Below are 18,159 nucleotides of genomic sequence, written 5' to 3' on the forward strand. Positions count from 1 at the left end.
ACCTTGGCCTAGACCATACACCTGATTGTTGAGTGTATGGCCACTAAGTTCAGCTGATGACTGATCGCCCCGACCTCGCCGACCTGCAGCGGCGACGCGCGTTGACCGAGGACGCGGCCCGCCCCGACGCGGTGGCCCGCAGGCACGCCGCAGGCGGGCGCACGGCCCGCGAGAACATCGCCGACCTGATCGACGCGGATTCCTTCGTCGAGTACGGGCGGTTCGCGATCGCCGCCCAGCGCCGCCGCCGCGATCTGGACGACCTGATCGCCCGCACGCCGGCCGACGGGCTGATCGCCGGAACGGCCACCATCAACGGACACGCCTGCGCGGTGCTGGCCTACGACTACACCGTGCTGGCCGGCACCCAGGGCGTCTTCGGGCACCGCAAGAAGGACCGGCTCTTCGAGCTCATCGAACGGCTGCGACTGCCTACCGTCTTCTTCGCCGAGGGTGGTGGCGGCAGGCCCGGCGATACCGACTATCCAGCGGTGTCGCAGCTGGAAACGCGGGCCTTCAAACTGTGGGCGGCGCTGTCGGGCATCGTTCCGCGCATCGCCGTCGTCAAGGGCCGCTGCTTTGCGGGCAACGCGGTGATCGCCGGGTGCTCGGATCTCATCGTGGCCACCGCCGACACGTCGATCGGCATGGGCGGCCCGGCCATGATCGCCGGAGGCGGGCTGGGCGATGTCGCGCCCGACGACGTCGGCCCGATCTCGGTGCAATCGCCCAACGGGGTCGTCGATGTCGTCGTCGCCGACGAAGCGGAGGCCGTCGCCGTCACCAAACGCCTCATCGGGTATTTCCAAGGCAGCACCCCGCCCGGCCCGGCCCCGGACCAAACCCCTTTGCGCACAGTCATTCCCGAGCGGGCCCGGCGCGCCTACCCGGTCGCCCCGATCATCGAAACCCTCGCCGACGACGACACCGTCACCTTCCTGCGGGAGAAGTTCGCCCCGGAGATGGTCACCGCGCTGGCCCGCATCGAAGGCCGCCCGGTCGGCGTCATCGCCAACAACACGATGGTCATGGCCGGCGCGATCACCGCCGCGGCAGCCGACAAGGCGGCGCGCTTCCTGCAGCTGTGCGACACCTACGGTCTGCCCGTCGTCTCACTCATCGACTGCCCCGGCTACATGGTCGGCCCGGCCGCCGAAGCCGAGGCGTTGGTGCGGCGCGCCTCGCGGATGTTGGTCGCCGGGGCCGCGATGCGGGTGCCACTGGTGGCCGTGGTGTTGCGCCGCGGCTACGGGCTGGGGGCACAGGCGATGACCGGCGGCAGCCTGCACGAGCCGGTGCTCACTGTGGCGTGGCCCAACGCCCACCTCGGACCGATGGGCCTCGAAGGTGCGGTGCGGCTGGGGATGCGCAAGGAACTCGAGGCCATCACCGACGACGCCGAGCGCGAACAGCGGGTCCGGGAGGCCACCGCGGCGATGGAGGACAACGCCAAAGCGCTCAACGCCGCGCAGATCTTCGAGATCGACGATGTCATCGACCCGGCCGACACCCGTGCGGTGATCGCCGCGACGCTGACCGCCGCGACGGCGCGCGGTGATCTCCCGGCGCCGAGGCGGTTCGTCGATACCTGGTAGTCGCAGTGGGCGATAGGGTGTGAACCTGTGCGCGTCCTCGTGATCGGATCCGGTGCCCGCGAACATGCCCTGCTTCTGGGCCTGCGCGAAGACCCCCAAGTCGACTTCCTGGCCATCGCGCCCGGCAACGCCGGCACCGCGGCGGTAGCCGAGCAACACGACCTCGACGTCACCTCGGCTGAGGCTGTCACCGCCTTGGCCCGCACGCTTGCCATCGACCTGGTGGTCATCGGCCCCGAGGTACCGCTGGTGCTCGGTGTGGCCGACGCGGTGCGCGCCGCCGGTATCGCCTGCTTCGGACCCTCGAAGGAAGCCGCCAAGATCGAAGGCTCCAAGGCATTCGCCAAGGATGTGATGGCCGCCGCCGGTGTGCGCACTGCCGGCAGCGAGACCGTCGACAACCCGGCGCATCTGGATGCCGCGCTCGACCGGTTCGGCCCCGCCGCCGGCCAGGCCGCCTGGGTGGTCAAGGACGACGGCCTGGCCGCAGGCAAGGGAGTGGTGGTCACCGCCGACCGCGACCTGGCCCGCGCACACGCCGCCTCGCTGCTGGATTCCGGACACCCGGTGCTGCTCGAGTCGTTCCTCGACGGCCCCGAGGTCTCGCTGTTCTGTCTGGTCGACGGCGCGACCGTGGTGCCGCTGCTGCCGGCCCAGGACTTCAAGCGTGTCGGCGACAACGATGCCGGCCCGAACACCGGTGGGATGGGCGCGTATTCACCGCTGCCGTGGCTCGGCGCCGACGAGACCGCCGCCATCGTCAGCGGCGTCGTCGAACCCGTTGCCGCCGAACTGGTTCGACGTGGCTGCGCGTTCTCCGGTCTGCTGTATGCGGGACTGGCGATGACGTCTGCAGGGCCGGCCGTAGTCGAATTCAACTGCCGATTCGGCGATCCTGAAACGCAGGCGGTATTGGCGCTGCTGGAATCGCCGCTGGGGCAACTGCTGAACGCCACGGCCACCGGCACGCTGGCCGGCTTCGGGCCGTTGCAATGGCATGACGGCTACGCCGTTACCGTCGTGGTGGCCGCCGAGAACTACCCCGGCCGACCGCGGGTCGGTGATGTGATAACCGGCTCGGAGGCCGACGGCGTGTTGCACGCGGGCACCACCCGACGCGACGACGGCGCCGTCGTCTCCTCCGGCGGGCGGGTGCTCTCGGTGGTCGGGGCGGGCGCCGACCTGGTGGCTGCCCGTGCGGCGGCCTACGCGATCCTGTCGTCGATTCGCCTGCCCGGCAGCCATTTCCGCACCGACATCGCGCTGGCCGCCGCCGAAGGACGAATCACACGAGCTTGACCGGCAGTCGCTTCACGCCGTGAATAACGTTGCTGTGCAGGTATTCCGGCTCGCCGACCGCGACCTCGGGAAGCCGGGTGAGCAGCTGGTGGAACAGTTGGCGAAGTTCGGTCCTGGCCAGGTTGGCGCCGAGGCAGAAATGCGGACCGCCGCCGCCGAAACCGAAGTGCTGGTTGGGTGCTCGGGTGATGTCGAACTCGCCCGGACGGTCGAACACGGCTTCGTCGCGGTTGGCCGAACAGTAGAACAGCGCGACCTTCTCGCCGGCCTTGATCGCGGTGCCGGCAAGTTCGGTGTCGACGGCCGCGTGCCGGGCGAAGTTGAGCACCGGGGTGGCCCACCGGATGAACTCCTCGGCCGCCGGGCCGATCCGGGCATCGAAATCCTCAAGCAGCCAAGCCTTCTGGCCGGGATTGTCGGCCAGCGCCTTGAAGGCGTGCGAGGTCGTCTGCTTGGTGGTGTCGTTGCCTGCGGCGCCGAGCAGCACCATGAACGAGCCGATCTGGATATCGGTGAGCCGGTGACCGTCGACCTCGGCGTTGACGATGTTGGTCATCAGATCGTCGTGCGGTTCGCGGCGGCGCAGCTGGGCCAGCTCGATACCCGAACCGGTGAGAATCCCGATCTGCGTCAGCGCGTGGGTGGCCCGCTCCTCGAAGGTGGCGTAGTCGTCGTCGGTGGCGCTGAACAGGCTTTCGGCCGCGTATGCCACCGCCTCCTGATCGGCGGGGGCGATGCCGATCATGTCCGAGATCGTCCGCATCGGCAGCTTCGCCGAACACTCGGTGACGAAGTCGATTTCCTCACCGTCGCAAAGCTTTTCGATCAGCCGGTCGACGATATCGGCGGCGTTGGCCTGGATCTGGGCCTCGATGCGGCGAACCTGCTTCGGAGTGAACGCGGCGCTGATCAACCGCCGGTACAAGGTGTGCTCCGGCGGATCCATGGCCAGGAAGAAACTGGTGGCCTGCTGCACCTCGGCGGGCAGGGGGTCGACGCTCATGCCGAGCGCTGAGCTGAAGATCTCGGTGTGCTGGCTGACGTACTTGACGTCGGCGTGGCGGGTGATCGCCCAGTATCCGGTCTCCTCATGCGGGAAGACCGACGACACCGGCGGATGCCACGACAAACCCCCGGCCGCGCGCAGCCGCGCGAATGTGTGGTCGCGGGTGGCGAAGTCGGCCGTCCAGAAGTCCGGTGCCGAAATGTCCAGCGGGTGGTACGGCCGCGGGGAAAGCGGCAGACTGTCGACGGTCATGGTCTCCTCGGTGCGCTGTCGAAAGGCTTATCGAATGGCTGACAGTAGTAGCGACTGTAGACAATTCCACAACGGGAGACAATCATGACCGACGTGACACCGGACCCTGGTGCGGCGTTCAAGGCCGAGCGCGCCGACATGCTGGCCTTCTGTGGCGGCCTGGAACCCTCGGAGTGGCGGATGGACAGCCGAGCGCAGGGCTGGCGCATCCAGGACGTCGTTGCACACATGGGCACCGGCTGCCGCGCGATGTTCAGCCCCGCCGCGGCAAAGATCATGCGCACCAACGACATCGAAGCCGCCAACGATCTGATGGTCGACACGCGCCGGGATCGGTCCGCGTACGACGTGCTCATCGAATACCGCCGCTGGAGCGGTGTCGCCGCGGTCGTCTTCCCGATGATGGCGCGCAGGCCGGTCGCCGGTCTACAGGTGCCGCTCGGTGAGCTCGGCCGCTTTCCGCTGCGGGTGCTCACCGGCGCCATGGTCTTCGACCACCACACGCACCTGCATCACGACATGGCCCCGGCGCTGGGGCGCCCCGCCCCCGGCACCGACGCCAACCGGATGGCCGTCGTCCTGGAGTGGATGCTGGCGGTGCTGTCCAACCAGCTGCGTGCGGCCGCGCCGTCGTGGCTGGACCGTCCGCTCGCGATCACGCTGACCGGGCCGGGCGGCGGCACGTGGCGGGTCGCACCCGGGGGTGCGGTGGCGCGGGGCTCGGCAGCCGGGGCGGCCGCGCAGATCACCGGTGCGGCACTGGAATTCCCGGAATGGGGAACCCGGCGGGCGAGCTGGCGTGACCGTGACGTGCAGATCGCCGGCGACACCGACTACGCGACGGCGTTGCTTGACACCGTCAACGTGGTTTAGGCCGTCAGCAGGGGAGCCATCCAGGTCAGCTCGCCCGGCAGCTGCGAGCTCCAGTAACCGCCGTCGTGCCCGCCGGGGGAGAAGCCACCGGAGGGCGGATGGGGGAGCTGGGCGATGAACTGCTTGGTGGCCGAATAGAACGGATCGCTGTCACCGCAGTCGATCCGGATCGGGATCGACGCCAGCGCGGGCAGGCCGAACACGCTGTTGGCGGCGAAGTCGTCGGGTCCGTCGAACGCGCCGGGTGCGGCCGCGCCGGATGACAGCCACAGTGCCGGGCTGACCGCGGTGATCGCCGCCGTGCGGGGCGCGCCGAGCCGAGCACCCAGCAACAACGCACCGTAGCCGCCCATCGACCAGCCCAGGAAGGCCACCCGCGAGGTGTCCAGCCCCTGGCTGCCGAGCATCGGAATCAGCTCATCGAGCACCATCGCCCCGGAATCCTCGCCCGAGGCGCGCTTGTGCCAGTAGCTGCCCCCGCCGTCGACGGCGACCACGGCGAACGGTGGGAGTCCGGCGGCCACGGCCTGGGCCAGGCCCTGTTCGACGCCGCCCGCCATCACGCCCGCGGCGTCCTGGCCCTTGCCATGCAGCGCGATGATCGGCCGCAGCAGCGCGGTTTGACCGGGCGGACGTGCGATCGCCCAGTTCGTGTTGACCCCGCCGCGTGCGGCCGAGACGAACGATCCGGTGACCATCGTCGGAAAGGGGGTGCCTGCCGAGGCCGGCTCGAGCGGGGCCGGTGGCGACAGAGGTGCGCCGACGCCGGTCATCGCGATATCCGGGCCGACCAGATGCGTGGGCGACTCCAGCATGCGGCCGGCAGCGAAGGCACCCGCGGCGCCCGCCGCGGCCCCGGCGCCGAGTCGCAGGACCGCGCGACGGCTCAGGTTCGGCATGGGGCCATAGTGCCATCGGATGCTGGTGGACCCGAATCGTGCGCAGACGCTCGTCGGCCCGTCATGTCAAAGGGACGTTAATGATTCTCCTGAAAGACCGATGTCCGCTGCACGCTGCTGGCAGCATTGCTGTACGTGACGGCAGCTGTGACTCCCAAAGGGGAACGACGACGGTATGCGCTGATCAGCGCTGCTGCCGAGCTGCTTCGTGAAGCGGGATTCGAGGCGGTGCGCCATCGCGCGGTGGCACGTCGTGCAGGTTTACCGCTGGCGTCGACCACCTATTACTTCTCGTCGCTGGACGATCTGGTGCACAAGGCCGTCGAGTACATCTGCGCGGTCGAGACCGCGCAGCTGCGCGCCCGTGTCGATGCGCTCCCGCGCCGTCGGCGAGGTGCCGAGGCGATCGCTGATGTGCTGGTCGATCTGCTTGTCGGAGACCCTGACGGCGAGGCGAGCAGCGAAGAACTGATCTCCCGCTACGAGCGCTACATCGCCTGCGCCCGCCAACCCGAACTCCGGGAGATCCAGCGCCGACTGCTTCAACAGCGGGTGGACGCCGCGATGGAGGCGATCGCGCGCTCGGGCCGCAATCTGCGGGTCGACCTGGTGACCGCCTTGGTCAACGCCGTCGACGGCGCGGTGGTCTCAGCGCTTGTCGGCGACGGGGACGGCCCGCGCGAACTGGCCAGGGCGACCCTGATGGACGTGATCGACGTGTTGGCGCCCATCGACGAGCGCACCATCAGGGTCTAACCGATTACGTTCGAAGGCATGAATTTCTCCGGGCTCACCCGGCCCGCTGCGGAACTGCTCGACGGCGCGATGGACCGGGCGCTGATCGTCGGCTACACAAAGATCGGCTCGGGACTGCGGCGACGCTGGTGGGCCGCCGACGCCGGGGCGCGCGCGATGGTGGGCAAACGGGTACTGGTCACCGGGGCCACGGCCGGCATCGGGCTGGCGATGGCGCGGTCGTTCGCCGGGCTCGGCGCGACCGTGCACCTGCTGGGCCGCAACTCCGCCAAGGTGGATCAGGCGGTGGCTTCGATCCGGGAATCGGTGGCCGACGCGCACGTGGTGGCCGAGGTGTGCGACGTCTCCGATCTCGACGCGGTGCGGCAGTGGAGCGCTGACTTCGCCAATCGGGTGCCTGCGCTCAACGGGCTGGTGCACAACGCCGGGCTGATGCCCAAAGACCGGACCCTCACCCGGGAAGGCCACGAGGTGCAACTGGCCACCCACATCTTGGGCCCGCACCTGATCACCGAGCGCCTGCTGCCCCTGCTGCGTGCCGCCGGCGGCGCCTCAGTGGTGTTCGTGTCGTCAGGCGGTATGTACGGCTCGCCGCTGGTCGTCAACGACCTGGAATTCCGGCGCGGCTACAACGGGGTGCGCGCCTATGCACGCACCAAGAAGATGCAAGTGGTGCTGGCCGATTCGTGGGCGCGCCGGCTGGCCGGCACCGACATCCGCGTGGAGAGCATGCATCCGGGCTGGGTCGACACCCCGGGGGTGGCCGAGTACCTGCCGCGGTTTCGCGCCGTCACCCGGCCGCTGTTGCGCGACGTTGCCGACGGCGCCGACACCGCGGTGTGGCTGGTGGCCACCCGGCCGGAGTCCAAGCCGGGGCATTTCTGGCATGACCGCAGCCAGCGGCCGACGACGTTCGGCTGGCAGCGCCACGAGAACCCGGTCAAAGTGCGCCGCTTTCTGGAACAGGTGAGCCGGCTGACCGGAACGTCGGAAGCCTGGCCGGGTTTGCGGGCCTAGCCGGGATCGGTGCGCAGCCGCTGAAGCCGGGTCTGCAGCAATTCCACGCGGTGCGCGTTGCCGGCGAGCCCCACATAACGACTCCCGTAGGTGGCCAGCAACGCGTCGTCGAGGCGGCGCACCGCGCCGGCGGGGAAACGGTATTCCATCCTGGCGTCGACCGCCTCGGTGTCCACGCCAGTCAGCAGTTCCTCGAGTTCATCGAGCGTCTGGATGCCCAGTTCGCCGAGCAGCTCGGAGATCCACGCGTAGTGGTCGGTCCGGGACCAGCCCGCGTCGGGGAAGCGGTGCCCCAGATAGGTGGCGAGCACCGGCGTCGCGATCCCTGCTCCCGTCGCCGACGGGGTGTGATCGTCGGTCATCGAGGCGCGTAACCGATCCCGGATCTCGGTGAACTCCCGGTCGGCCAGCTCGAGCAGGCCCGCGGCCAGGGTGAACCGGCGATCCAGCTCGGGTGCATCAGCGGCGGGCACGCTGCCCTTGTACCGGATGTCGTGTTCGAACTCCGCCCACGCGTGTTGCAGAACGGTGCGCACCTGCACCGAGGCGGGCTGCGTTTCGCCGCGCGCGGTGACCAGCAGATGCCGGCTGGCGTAGCCCCACCGACCTTCGCGCGCGGTCACCTGGCCCATGTCGAGATCGGCCAGCACGTCCATCTCGCCGGCCAATAGGGTGCCGACGGCGGTGACGTCCTCCCGCAGATACGTGATCACGCGCACGCCGACCTGGTCGGTGATCTGCGTCGCCGGGTCGGTGTAGAGCCGCTGCCCGTCGACGCTGCGGTCGGCCTTGGCCGCGAACGACGCCACACTCTTCGTGCGCGCGGTGACGCTCAGATAGTTGATGCCCGCGTCGTCGAGCAGGCGGGTCACCAGCGCCAGATAGTGGGCGGTGGTCTCGACCAGCGCCGGCCGTCGCTCCACATAGCTGGCGACGGCATCGCCGACCACGCCCGGCGTCGGCTCCGGCGGCGCAGGCGTGAGATCCGGCGGGAGCGTCGGCGTCACGATATAGCCGGTCGCGAAGTCGCCGTAGATGGTCACCGAGGCCGGTCGTCGCGTCGCGTACAACCCGACGTAGGCACACACCACGGCATCGATGGGATCCTCGGCGCGCCGCAGATCGCTCTTGCGCTCGGCGTTTTCGGCGGTGTGTCGCAGTGCGATCCACTCGGGGTGGTCGCCGACCCGCAGCGGCACCGAGGCGTGTGCGAGTCGTTCGATCTCGTCCATCAGCCGCAGGAGCTCGGTGCGCAGCTGGACGAGGGTACGGCCCTGCTTGGCCTTGTACTTCAGGGTTCGGCCGAGCCGGAACAGCACCACGGTCGCCGGGTGCGGGTACACCTCGATGGCTCGCCGGGAGGCCCGCGAGTACGGGTCCATATCCAGACCGAGTGCCTCGGCGATGCGGGCGCCGCGCGGAGTGTCCGCGAATTCGGGCTTCCCCTTGTTCGCCGGATGGGCGCCGGCCTGGAACTTGGCGAAGTCCCGGTTCAGCTCTGTCTCGCAGCTGCGTTGCCCGGTCAGGTTCGTCACGATCAGTGGCGCGTCGATGGCGACCAGACAGTCGCCGCCGGCATAGGGGCGTATTTCGGCGAGGATGCTCGAGTCGTCTTGCGCGGCAGCGAGATGAACTAGCCGGCCGTCGGCGTCGAGAACGGCGACTCCGGTGGGCTTCCGTTCACCCCACGCCAGATCCAGTCCGACGAAGTACATGCGCTTACCTTGCCTTACGGCCGCCGTAAGCTTATGCGTTGTGACGATCCCGAATGTCTTGGCCGGACGGTATGCCAGCGCGGAAATGGTCGCGATCTGGTCGCCTGAAGCCAAGATCGTCGCCGAGCGCAAGCTGTGGCTTGCGGTGCTGCGCGCCCAATCCGAACTCGGTGTGGCCGTGCCTGACGGCGTTGTCGAGGACTACGAGCGAGTGCTCGAGCAGGTCGATCTGGCGTCGATCGCCGCGCGGGAGCGCGTCACCCGCCACGACGTCAAGGCCCGCATCGAGGAATTCAACGCACTGGCCGGCCACGAGCACGTGCACAAGGGCATGACCAGCCGGGACCTCACCGAGAACGTCGAGCAGCTGCAGATCCGCCGGTCGTTGCAATTGGTACACGCCCACGGTGTGGCCGTTGCGGCCCGGCTGGCGGAGGCAGCGGTGCTCTACCGCGATCTGGTGATGGCCGGGCGTTCGCACAATGTCGCGGCGCAGGCCACCACCCTGGGCAAGCGGTTCGCCTCGGCCGCCGAGGAGACGCTGATCGCGTTGCGGCGCATTGCCGAGCTGATCGAGCGGTACCCGCTGCGCGGTATCAAGGGCCCCATGGGCACCGCACAGGACATGCTCGACTTGTTCGACGGTGACGATGTGCGGCTGGCGGAGCTGGAACGCCGGATCGCCGAATTCCTGGGATTCAACGATGTTTTCAGCAGCGTCGGGCAGGTGTACCCGCGGTCGCTGGACCACGACGTGCTCTCGGCGCTGGTTCAGCTGGGCGCCGGCCCGTCGTCGTTCGCACATACCGTGCGGCTGATGGCCGGCCACGAACTGGTGACCGAAGGGTTCGCTCCGGGGCAGGTCGGTTCGTCGGCGATGCCGCACAAGATGAACACCCGTAGCTGTGAGCGGGTCAACGGGCTGCAGGTGATTGTGCGGGGATACGCGTCGATGGCCGCGGAATTGGCTGGCGCGCAATGGAATGAGGGCGACGTCTTCTGCTCGGTGGTGCGCCGGGTGGCGCTGCCGGACGCCTTCTTCGCCATCGACGGCCAGATCGAGACGTTCCTGACGGTGCTCGACGAGTTCGGTGCCTACCCCGCGGTGATCAAGCGTGAGCTCGATCGGTACCTGCCGTTCCTGGCCACCACCCGCATCCTGATCGCGGCGGTGCGGGCCGGGGTCGGGCGGGAGACCGCGCACGAGGTGATCAAGGAGCACGCGGTGGCGGTCGCGTTGGCGATGCGCGAAAAAGGTTTGGAGCCAGACCTTTTGGACCGACTGGCTGCTGACGAGCGACTGCCGTTGGACCGGGCTGCGCTGGATGCCGCGCTCGCCGACAAGCAAGCGTTCACCGGCGCTGCGGGGAGCCAGGTCGACCAGGTGGTGGCCGCGGTGCAGGAACTGGTCACCGCCTACCCCGACGCCGCCAAGTACGCGCCGGGCGCGATCCTGTAAGACCCAACGCTCACATCACCGCGTGACCGGCATCGACCGGTAGCGCGACGCCGGTGACATAGCGTGCCTTCGGGCTCGCCAGCCAGACCACCGCGTTGGTGACATCCTCGGCTTCCACAAACGGCACCGGCAGCAGGTTGCCCGACAGGGCGGCGCCGTTGGGGTTCTCCTGGAATGTGCGGATCGTGTGGTCGTTGAGGATCATCGGCGTGCCGACACCGCTGGGGTGCACGGTGTTGACCCGAATATTGTGCTGGGCATAGGCATTGGCTGCCGAGCGCATCAGACCGACCACACCGTGCTTGGCCGCGGCGTAGGCGAACATCGCCGCACTGCCGTCGCCACCCTTCCCGACCAGACCCTGTGCGGAGCTCGTCAGGATGATCGAACCGCCTCGGCCCTTGCGGATCACCGAGGGCACGGTCGCCACGATCGTGTGCCACACGCCGGTGAGGTTGGTCTCGACGATGTCGCGGTAAAGCTGTTCGTCGACCGGATCTTTGCGGCCGATCGCCACCACCCCGGCGTTGGCCACGACGACGTCGACCTCGCCGAGCGCGTCCACCCCGCTCTGCACTGCGGCCTGTAGCGCGGCGAGGTCGCGGACGTCGGCGATCACCGGAACGATCCGACGGCCCTGGGCCTCGACGAGGCGGACGGTCTCGTCGAGATCCTCCTTGGTGGCCAGTGGATAGGGGATCGACTCGATGTCGGCGCAGCGGTCGATGGCGATGATGTCCGCGCCTTCGGCGGCCAGTGCCACGGCGTGGCTCCTGCCCTGCCCGCGGGCTGCGCCGGTGACTACTGCGACGGTGTCGATGAGGTCTGCCACGACGCGGACTCTAACCGATCTGGTCGACGAGTCGATCGAAACTCTTACTGGCCGGATTCGATGAAGTCGGCGCACCGCTCGCCGACCATGATTGCCGGCGCATTGGTGTTGGCCCGGGGGATGCACGGGAACACCGAGGCGTCGGCCACCCGCAGCCCGGCCACGCCGCGCACCTTCAGTCTCTCGTCGACGACGCTGCCCATGGCCGCCGAGCAGGCAGGGTGACCGGTGGTGGCCACTGAACTTCGCACCCACGCCTCGATCTGGGCGTCGGTGACGACGTCGGGGCCCGGATGCAGTTCGGCGGTGATGACCGATCCGAACGGTTCGGTGGCGACGATCTCCCTGGTGCGCCGCACCACCCGGACGAACGCCGCAACGTCGTCGGGGTGGGCCAGGGTGTTGAGCCGGATCTCCGGAGGCTCATGGGGATCCGCCGACTGCGCGAGAACGGTGCCCCGGCTCTTGGGCGTCCAATAGGACTGCAGCACCGACGATGCGCGGCGCAGCTCCCGCTCCATCGCCTGAAGGTTGACGTAGCTCGGGGCGTGGATCAGCTGGAAGTCCGGCGCAGGCAGCTCCTGGCGAGTCCGGATGTGTGCGAGTGCCTCCATCGCATTACTGGTCATCTTGCCGGTGCGGCGAAACAGCCAGCGCAGCAACCACTGTGGCTTCTGCGCATCCGAAAGCCCGACGAACTCCGGGTGCACATCCCAGCTCATCGCCGTCGCCGGATGGTCGGTGAGATTGGTTCCCACCGCCGGGTTTTCGACGATGGGCGTGATGCCGACCGCGCGCAGATGGTCGGCCGCCCCGATACCGGAGAGCTGCAGCAGCTGGGGTGTGCCGTAGGCGCCCGCCGACAGGATGACTTCGCGGTCGGCCCCGGCGATCAGTCGCCGTCCCTTGTGTTCGTACTCGACGCCCACCGCGCGCCCATCGCGGATTACCACCCGGTGCACCAGCGCGCCGGTTACCACGCTGAAGTTCGAACGGCGCAGCGCGGCAGGCAGATACGCGCGCGCGGTGTTCCAGCGCTGCCCCTTCCAGACCGTCACCGGCGCGATGGACGTGCCGTCGAGATCCGGTCCGCCGATGTCCTCGTTGTCGGAGACCCCGGCAGCCCGGGCGGCCGCCAGCCAGCGGGTGGACGTCACGTCGGGCTCGGCCAGCCGGGTCACCCGGATGGGGCCCGAGGTGCCGTGTGCCGGGCCGCCGAGGTAGTGCGATTCGATGCGGCGGAATACCGGCTCGACGTCGGACCAGCCCCAGCCCGGCAGCTGCCAGCCGTCGTAGTCGATCTGGGTGCCGCGCACCCACACCATCGCGTTCATCGAGCTGGTGCCGCCGAGCACGCGCCCGCGCGGTTGCGGAATGGTGCGGCCCTCGCAGGCGGGCTCGGGCGCCGAGCGGTAATCCCAGTCGGTCGGACCGCCCATCTGTGCGGCGTAAGCCAGCGGCGCGCGTACGGTCAGCCGCTTGTCGGAGCCGCCGGCTTCCAGCAGCAGGACGCTGGCGCTTCCCGCAGCCAAGCGGCCGGCCAGCGCACAGCCCGCCGACCCGGCACCGATCACGATGTAGTCGTAGTCAGCCACGGTTGCGGACGCTAGCCCCCGTCGACCTCGATCGCGTGCTCGGGGCAATCGTGCGATGCCTTGGTGACGAGATCGGCGTACTCCGGCGGGATCTCGTCGAGAACCACCTCGGCGAAGCCGTCGGCGGTCCAGGAGAACACCGCCGCGCATATCGATACACAGTCGCCGTGCCCGGCGCACCGGTCGGAATCGACGGAGGCTTTCACGACGCTAGCTTAACGATTTCGGCGCGATTTCCGGTGTACAGCACCGGTTAGCGCGCCGAAATGGCAGCGCGGATCTCACCCAGGACCCGTTCCGGGTGCTGGGTGAGGTCCAGCCAGGTGAAGCGCAGTACCTGCCAGCCCTGCAACGCGAGCCGATTCTGGCGAACCCGGTCGTTCTGAAACGCGGCGTGATCGCTGTGGAACGCCCAGCCGTCGATCTCGATCGCCACTCGCTGCGCCGGGAATGCGAAGTCGACGACGTAGCCGCCGACCGAGAAGTTCGCCCGCCAGCCGGTGATCCCGGCGCCCTTGAGCAGTTGGACCGTCAGGCGCTCGGCCTCCGATCTCGCGCCGCTGGCGGCCGCATGCAGAAGGCGCTGGCTTGCTGCGGACCCACGACGACCCCGATTGCGCGCGTGCGCCTGCTCGAGATGAGCCAACTCGAGGCGGCGTTGCAGAGCGGCATCCATGATCGCTGCGCCGGGCCCGTGCTGAGCTGCCGCTTCGAGCACGGTCAAAGCCGGCGCGGTGACTCGCAACGAGCGGTGTTCGAAGACGTCCACTTCTGCGAGGTCACGCCTACGGATGCAGGTGCCGGGAGCGGCACGTCCGTGGCTGTTGCGCGGGACGGTGATCTCGACGATGCCGGGCGCCTCGTGGAAGAGTCCGAGCCACCATGCGGCCGCCAATCCGCTTGCTGCGGAACGGGTACCGCGACTCCACACCGCCGCCCGGATTCGCGCTGCGGTGGTGAACGGTCGATCATCGGCGAAGTAGACCCCGGGCCCGCATCGCCGCCATTGCCCGGAGCGAATCCGGTGTCGCACGGCATCCTCGCTGAGTCCGGAGCGCCGGGCCTGGGTTAGCGTGACGACTCCGTCTTGCCGGCGAAGGTAATCCTCGAGCACATCAGCTTCGACGCGCTGGCAGCAGTGCAGGTTCCGCTATCCAATTCGGCGCGATTTCCGGTGTACAGCACCGGTCAGCGCGCCAGATTCCGCCAGGCCCGGGGGACGCCCACGCCGGCCGAGCGCAGTTCGAGTGCGGCCAGCCCGCGAATCGCGTACGGATCCTCGCGCCGCCAGGCGCCGACCGGGTCGAAGCTGACCTCGGTGAGCCTGCGCAGCGGGCGGTTGGCCAGCGCCCGCAGTGCCAGCAGCTGTTCACCGGCCGGAGTTCTGGCCAGCATGATCACCGTCCACTTGCGGCGGAAGAACCGGATCCGCAGGAACAGCCACGGCATCCCGATCGCCAGAATCGGCGGCGCGGCCACGGCGATGCCCAGCAGCACCGACAACCAGGTGGCCGTGGTGTCGAGGTTGTGCCCGGCCCCGGCCAGATCGAGGGCGGCCTCGCTCGCCGCCCGCAGGGGTTTGGACACGGTGTCGCCGACCAGCGGGATCTTGTGCGCGCTGTCGCCGGCGGAGTGCAGATTGTCGGAGATTCCGGTGGCGCCGTCCTTGACCTGGCGGCCCACCTCGGCGATGGTGGCGACCGCGGAGTGCACGGCCAGCCCGACCAGCACCCAGACCGTGATCCACGACGCGACCAGCAGGTCGCTGACCAACTGCGCCACGAGCCGGCCTGGTGTGGTGGCGTAGGGCAGGAACCTCGATCTCATGGCTTGATCCCAGCACAGTCGCGGGGTATGAGCGGCCGATAGGCTGACGCGATGCGCCCTGCTCTGAGCGACTATGAACATCTGGCCAGCGGTAAGGTTCGCGAGCTCTACCGCATCGACGACAAGCACCTGCTGTTCGTCGCCAGCGACCGGATCTCGGCCTACGACTACATTCTGGACAGCCTGATCCCGGACAAGGGGCGCATCCTCACCGCGATGAGCGTGTTCTTCTTCGATTACATCGACGCGCCCAACCACCTGGCCGGGCCGCCCGACGATCCCCGCATCCCCGACGAGGTGCTGGGCCGTGCACTGGTGGTGCGTCAGCTGGAGATGGTGCCGGTCGAGTGCGTGGCGCGCGGCTACCTGACCGGCTCAGGCCTGCTCGATTATCAGCGAAACGGCAAGGTCTGCGGCATCGCGCTACCCCCTGGCCTGGTCGAGGCAAGCAGGTTCGACGAGCCGCTGTTCACCCCGGCGACCAAGGCCGAGCTGGGTGAGCACGACGAGAACATCTCGTTCAGCCGGACCATCGAGCTGGTGGGTGCCGTGCGTGCCAACCAGCTGCGAGAGCGCACCCTGCAGATCTACCTCCAGGCCGCCGACCATGCCTTGACGAAGGGGATCATCATCGCCGACACCAAGTTCGAGTTCGGTGTCGACGCCGACGACCGGGTGGTGCTGGCCGACGAAGTGTTCACCCCGGACTCGTCGCGGTATTGGCCTGCGGACACCTACCAAGCCGGTGTGGTGCAGCCCAGCTTCGACAAGCAATTCGTCCGCAACTGGCTCACCGGGCCCGAATCCGGCTGGGACCGTAACGGCTCCACGCCGCCGCCGCCATTGCCCGACGACATCGTCGAGGCCACCAGAGCCCGCTACATCGAAGCCTACGAACGCATCTCAGGACTGTCGTTCGCCGACTGGATCGGACCCAGCGCATGACCCCTCCCGTCGCCAAGCGCGTCGATACCGAGCGCGTCTACCACGACGACGTTTTCGTCGATCCCTATGAATGGCTGCGCGAGAAGTCCGACCCGGAGGTCATCGCCCACCTGGAAGCCGAGAACACATACGCCGACAAAGCGACCGAACACCTCGAGCCGTTGCGGCAGAAGATCTTCGACGAGATCAAGGCCCGCACCAAGGAAACCGACATGTCGATCCCGACTCGGCGCGGCGAATGGTGGTACTACGGGCGCAGTTTCGAAGGCAAGCAGTACGGCGCGCATTGCCGGTGCCCGATCGCCGGGCCCGATGACTGGGACCCGCCGGTGTTCGACGAGGACACCGACGTCCCCGGCGAGCAGGTACTGCTCGACGAGAACGCCGAAGCCGACGGCCATGACTTCTTCTCGCTCGGCGCCAGCAGCGTGAGTCTGGACGGCAACCTGCTCGCCTACTCGGTCGATATCGTGGGCGACGAGCGGTACACGTTGCGATTCAAGGATTTACGCACCGGCGAGCTCTTCGCTGACGAGATCGCCGGTATCTCGTCCGGGGTCACATGGGCGGCCGACAACGCGACGGTCTACTACACCACCGTCGACGAGGCGTGGCGTCCGGACACCGTGTGGCGCCATCGGCTCGGCTCGACCGAGCCCGACGAGCAGGTGTTCCACGAACCCGACGAACGGTTCTGGATCGGGATGGGACGCACTCGCAGCAACAAGTACGTCATCATCGCGGCCGGCTCGGCGATCACCTCGCAGGTCTGGTTCGGCGACGCCGCGGACCCGAATACCGAGTTCACCAGCGTTCTTCCGCGCCGAGACGGTATCGAGTACTCAGTGGAGCACGCCGTCATCGGCGGTGAGGACAAGTTCCTCATCCTGCACAACGACGGCGCGGTCAACTTCACCCTCGTCGAAGCCCCGGTCGGCGATCCCACTGACCAGCGCACCCTGATCGCTGCGCGTGACGACGTTCGCCTCGATGGTGCCGACGCATTCGCCGACCACCTGGTGGTCAGCTACCGGCGAGAGGCATTGCCCCGAATCCAGTTGTGGCCCATCAATGCTGACGGTTACGGCACGCCCGAGGAGATCGCCTTCGATTCGGAGCTGTCGTCGTCGGGTATGGCGGGCAACCCCAACTGGTCGACACCCAAGCTGCGGGTGGGCACCACCTCGTTCGTGACGCCGCTGCGCATCTACGACCTGGACCTGGCCACCGGTGAGCGCACGCTACTGCGCGAACAACCGGTGCTGGGCGGCTACCGCCGTGAGGATTACGTCGAGCGCCGGGACTGGGCCGTCGCCGAGGACGGCACCCGGGTTCCGATCTCCATCATCCACAAGGCCGGAATCGAATTCCCCGCACCCGCGGTGCTCTATGGCTACGGGGCTTACGAGTCGTCCGAGGATCCGCGCTTTTCGGTGGCCCGGCTGTCACTGCTCGACCGTGGGATGGTCTTCGCCATCGCCCACATTCGCGGCGGCGGTGAGATGGGGCGGCTCTGGTACGAGCACGGCAAGCTCCTCGAGAAGCGCAACACCTTCACCGACTTCATCGCGGTGGCACAGCATCTCGTCGACACCGGCCTGACCCGGCCGCAGAACCTGGTGGCACTCGGCGGCAGTGCCGGCGGTCTGCTGATGGGTGCCGTCGCCAACCTGGCGCCAAGGCTGTTCGCCGGAATCCTCGCGCAGGTACCGTTCGTCGACCCCCTCACCACGATCCTGGATCCGTCGTTGCCGTTGACGGTGACGGAGTGGGATGAGTGGGGAAACCCGTTGGAGAACAAGGACGTCTACTTCTACATGAAGTCCTATTCGCCGTACGAGAACGTGGAAGCCAAGGAGTATCCGGCGATCCTGGCGATGACGTCGCTCAACGACACCAGGGTTCTCTACGTCGAGCCGGCGAAGTGGGTTGCCGCGCTTCGGCACACCAAGACCGACGCACATCCGGTGTTGCTGAAGACCCAGATGGCCGCCGGCCACGGCGGGATCAGCGGCCGCTACGAACGCTGGAAAGAGGCGGCGTTCCAGTACTCGTGGCTGCTTGCCACCGCGGGTGCTTGCTAGTGTCT

General features: G+C 68.3%; 16 protein-coding genes. 8 read left to right on the forward strand and 8 right to left on the reverse strand.

The genetic code is table 11. The features are described from left to right. Positions 1 to 56: 56 nt before the first annotated feature. Complete coding sequence (locus CG716_RS04500; protein ID WP_094476885.1) at positions 57 to 1,595, forward strand: acyl-CoA carboxylase subunit beta; 1,539 nt, start codon at positions 57 to 59, stop codon at positions 1,593 to 1,595. A 27-nt stretch (positions 1,596 to 1,622) separates the two neighbouring features. After that, the gene (purD, locus tag CG716_RS04505; protein WP_094476887.1) at positions 1,623 to 2,894 is read left to right on the forward strand and encodes a phosphoribosylamine--glycine ligase; all 1,272 of its coding nucleotides are present in this window, start codon (positions 1,623 to 1,625) and stop codon (positions 2,892 to 2,894) included. Here purD and CG716_RS04510 read toward each other — a convergent pair. Further along, positions 2,881 to 4,152 carry a cytochrome P450 gene (locus tag CG716_RS04510; RefSeq protein WP_094476889.1) on the reverse strand — a complete coding sequence of 424 codons (1,272 nt, stop codon included), beginning with the start codon at positions 4,150 to 4,152 and terminating at the stop codon, positions 2,881 to 2,883. The two genes, purD and CG716_RS04510, sit on opposite strands and share 14 nt — an antisense overlap. Before the next feature lie 84 nt (positions 4,153 to 4,236). Here CG716_RS04510 and CG716_RS04515 point away from each other — a divergent pair, with 84 nt between their 5' ends. Continuing rightward, positions 4,237 to 5,025 carry a maleylpyruvate isomerase N-terminal domain-containing protein gene (locus CG716_RS04515; protein ID WP_094476891.1) on the forward strand — a complete coding sequence of 263 codons (789 nt, stop codon included), beginning with the start codon at positions 4,237 to 4,239 and terminating at the stop codon, positions 5,023 to 5,025. On the opposite strand, the gene CG716_RS04520 is transcribed toward CG716_RS04515, so the two are convergent. Then, entirely contained in the window at positions 5,022 to 5,924 is a 903-nt protein-coding gene (locus CG716_RS04520) for an alpha/beta hydrolase (RefSeq protein ID WP_094476893.1), read from the reverse strand. The two genes, CG716_RS04515 and CG716_RS04520, sit on opposite strands and share 4 nt — an antisense overlap. Before the next feature lie 126 nt (positions 5,925 to 6,050). On the opposite strand from CG716_RS04520, the gene CG716_RS04525 reads away from it, so the two are divergent. Both CG716_RS04525 and CG716_RS04530 read left to right on the forward strand, forming a co-directional pair. Then, positions 6,051 to 6,680 carry a TetR/AcrR family transcriptional regulator gene (locus CG716_RS04525; protein WP_165774022.1) on the forward strand — a complete coding sequence of 210 codons (630 nt, stop codon included), beginning with the start codon at positions 6,051 to 6,053 and terminating at the stop codon, positions 6,678 to 6,680. 18 nt (positions 6,681 to 6,698) lie between these two features. Further along, complete coding sequence (locus CG716_RS04530; RefSeq protein ID WP_094476895.1) at positions 6,699 to 7,697, forward strand: SDR family NAD(P)-dependent oxidoreductase; 999 nt, start codon at positions 6,699 to 6,701, stop codon at positions 7,695 to 7,697. On the opposite strand, the gene relZ is transcribed toward CG716_RS04530, so the two are convergent. Then, positions 7,694 to 9,412, reverse strand: coding sequence for a bifunctional ribonuclease/(p)ppGpp synthase (gene relZ, locus CG716_RS04535; protein WP_094476897.1), 1,719 nt, complete (start codon positions 9,410 to 9,412; stop codon positions 7,694 to 7,696). The genes CG716_RS04530 and relZ overlap by 4 nt on opposite strands. 40 nt (positions 9,413 to 9,452) lie before the next feature. On the opposite strand from relZ, the gene purB reads away from it, so the two are divergent. Beyond that, a complete protein-coding gene (purB, locus tag CG716_RS04540) occupies positions 9,453 to 10,871 on the forward strand; it encodes an adenylosuccinate lyase (RefSeq protein WP_094476899.1) in 1,419 nt (472 codons plus the stop codon). A gap of 10 nt (positions 10,872 to 10,881) precedes the next feature. Here the strand turns inward: purB and CG716_RS04545 are convergent, their stop codons facing one another. The 5 genes from CG716_RS04545 to CG716_RS04565 form a co-directional block, all read right to left on the reverse strand. Next, positions 10,882 to 11,703, reverse strand: a complete 822-nt coding sequence (locus tag CG716_RS04545) for a mycofactocin-coupled SDR family oxidoreductase (protein WP_094476901.1) — start codon at positions 11,701 to 11,703, stop codon at positions 10,882 to 10,884. A 44-nt stretch (positions 11,704 to 11,747) separates the two neighbouring features. Then, complete coding sequence (locus CG716_RS04550) at positions 11,748 to 13,298, reverse strand: GMC family oxidoreductase (RefSeq protein WP_094476903.1); 1,551 nt, start codon at positions 13,296 to 13,298, stop codon at positions 11,748 to 11,750. A gap of 11 nt (positions 13,299 to 13,309) precedes the next feature. Continuing rightward, positions 13,310 to 13,504, reverse strand: a complete 195-nt coding sequence (locus CG716_RS04555) for a ferredoxin (protein WP_094476905.1) — start codon at positions 13,502 to 13,504, stop codon at positions 13,310 to 13,312. A gap of 47 nt (positions 13,505 to 13,551) precedes the next feature. Then, on the reverse strand, positions 13,552 to 14,412 hold the full coding sequence (locus CG716_RS04560) for a PDDEXK-like endonuclease domain-containing protein (protein ID WP_094476907.1): 861 nt from the start codon (positions 14,410 to 14,412) through the stop codon (positions 13,552 to 13,554). A gap of 74 nt (positions 14,413 to 14,486) precedes the next feature. Continuing rightward, positions 14,487 to 15,125, reverse strand: coding sequence for a hypothetical protein (locus CG716_RS04565; protein WP_094476909.1), 639 nt, complete (start codon positions 15,123 to 15,125; stop codon positions 14,487 to 14,489). Positions 15,126 to 15,176: 51 nt separating this feature from the next. Here CG716_RS04565 and CG716_RS04570 point away from each other — a divergent pair, with 51 nt between their 5' ends. Then, positions 15,177 to 16,070: a phosphoribosylaminoimidazolesuccinocarboxamide synthase gene (locus CG716_RS04570; RefSeq protein ID WP_094476911.1), complete on the forward strand. Its 894-nt coding sequence runs from the start codon at positions 15,177 to 15,179 to the stop codon at positions 16,068 to 16,070. Next, the gene (locus tag CG716_RS04575; RefSeq protein WP_165774023.1) at positions 16,067 to 18,154 is read left to right on the forward strand and encodes a S9 family peptidase; all 2,088 of its coding nucleotides are present in this window, start codon (positions 16,067 to 16,069) and stop codon (positions 18,152 to 18,154) included. Before CG716_RS04570 ends, CG716_RS04575 begins: the two co-directional genes overlap by 4 nt. Positions 18,155 to 18,159: the final 5 nt, after the last annotated feature.

The organism is Mycolicibacterium sphagni (assembly GCF_002250655.1).
Classification (GTDB): domain Bacteria; phylum Actinomycetota; class Actinomycetes; order Mycobacteriales; family Mycobacteriaceae; genus Mycobacterium; species Mycobacterium sphagni.

Coding starts and splice junctions, on each gene's coding strand:
- CG716_RS04570 (WP_094476911.1), top strand. CDS start 15,177: ATGCGCCCTGCTCTGAGCGACTATGAACATCTGGCCAGCGGTAAGGTT.
- CG716_RS04520 (WP_094476893.1), bottom strand. CDS start 5,924: ATGCCGAACCTGAGCCGTCGCGCGGTCCTGCGACTCGGCGCCGGGGCC.
- CG716_RS04530 (WP_094476895.1), top strand. CDS start 6,699: ATGAATTTCTCCGGGCTCACCCGGCCCGCTGCGGAACTGCTCGACGGC.
- CG716_RS04500 (WP_094476885.1), top strand. CDS start 57: ATGACTGATCGCCCCGACCTCGCCGACCTGCAGCGGCGACGCGCGTTG.
- CG716_RS04510 (WP_094476889.1), bottom strand. CDS start 4,152: ATGACCGTCGACAGTCTGCCGCTTTCCCCGCGGCCGTACCACCCGCTG.
- relZ (WP_094476897.1), bottom strand. CDS start 9,412: ATGTACTTCGTCGGACTGGATCTGGCGTGGGGTGAACGGAAGCCCACC.
- CG716_RS04575 (WP_165774023.1), top strand. CDS start 16,067: ATGACCCCTCCCGTCGCCAAGCGCGTCGATACCGAGCGCGTCTACCAC.
- CG716_RS04515 (WP_094476891.1), top strand. CDS start 4,237: ATGACCGACGTGACACCGGACCCTGGTGCGGCGTTCAAGGCCGAGCGC.
- CG716_RS04565 (WP_094476909.1), bottom strand. CDS start 15,125: ATGAGATCGAGGTTCCTGCCCTACGCCACCACACCAGGCCGGCTCGTG.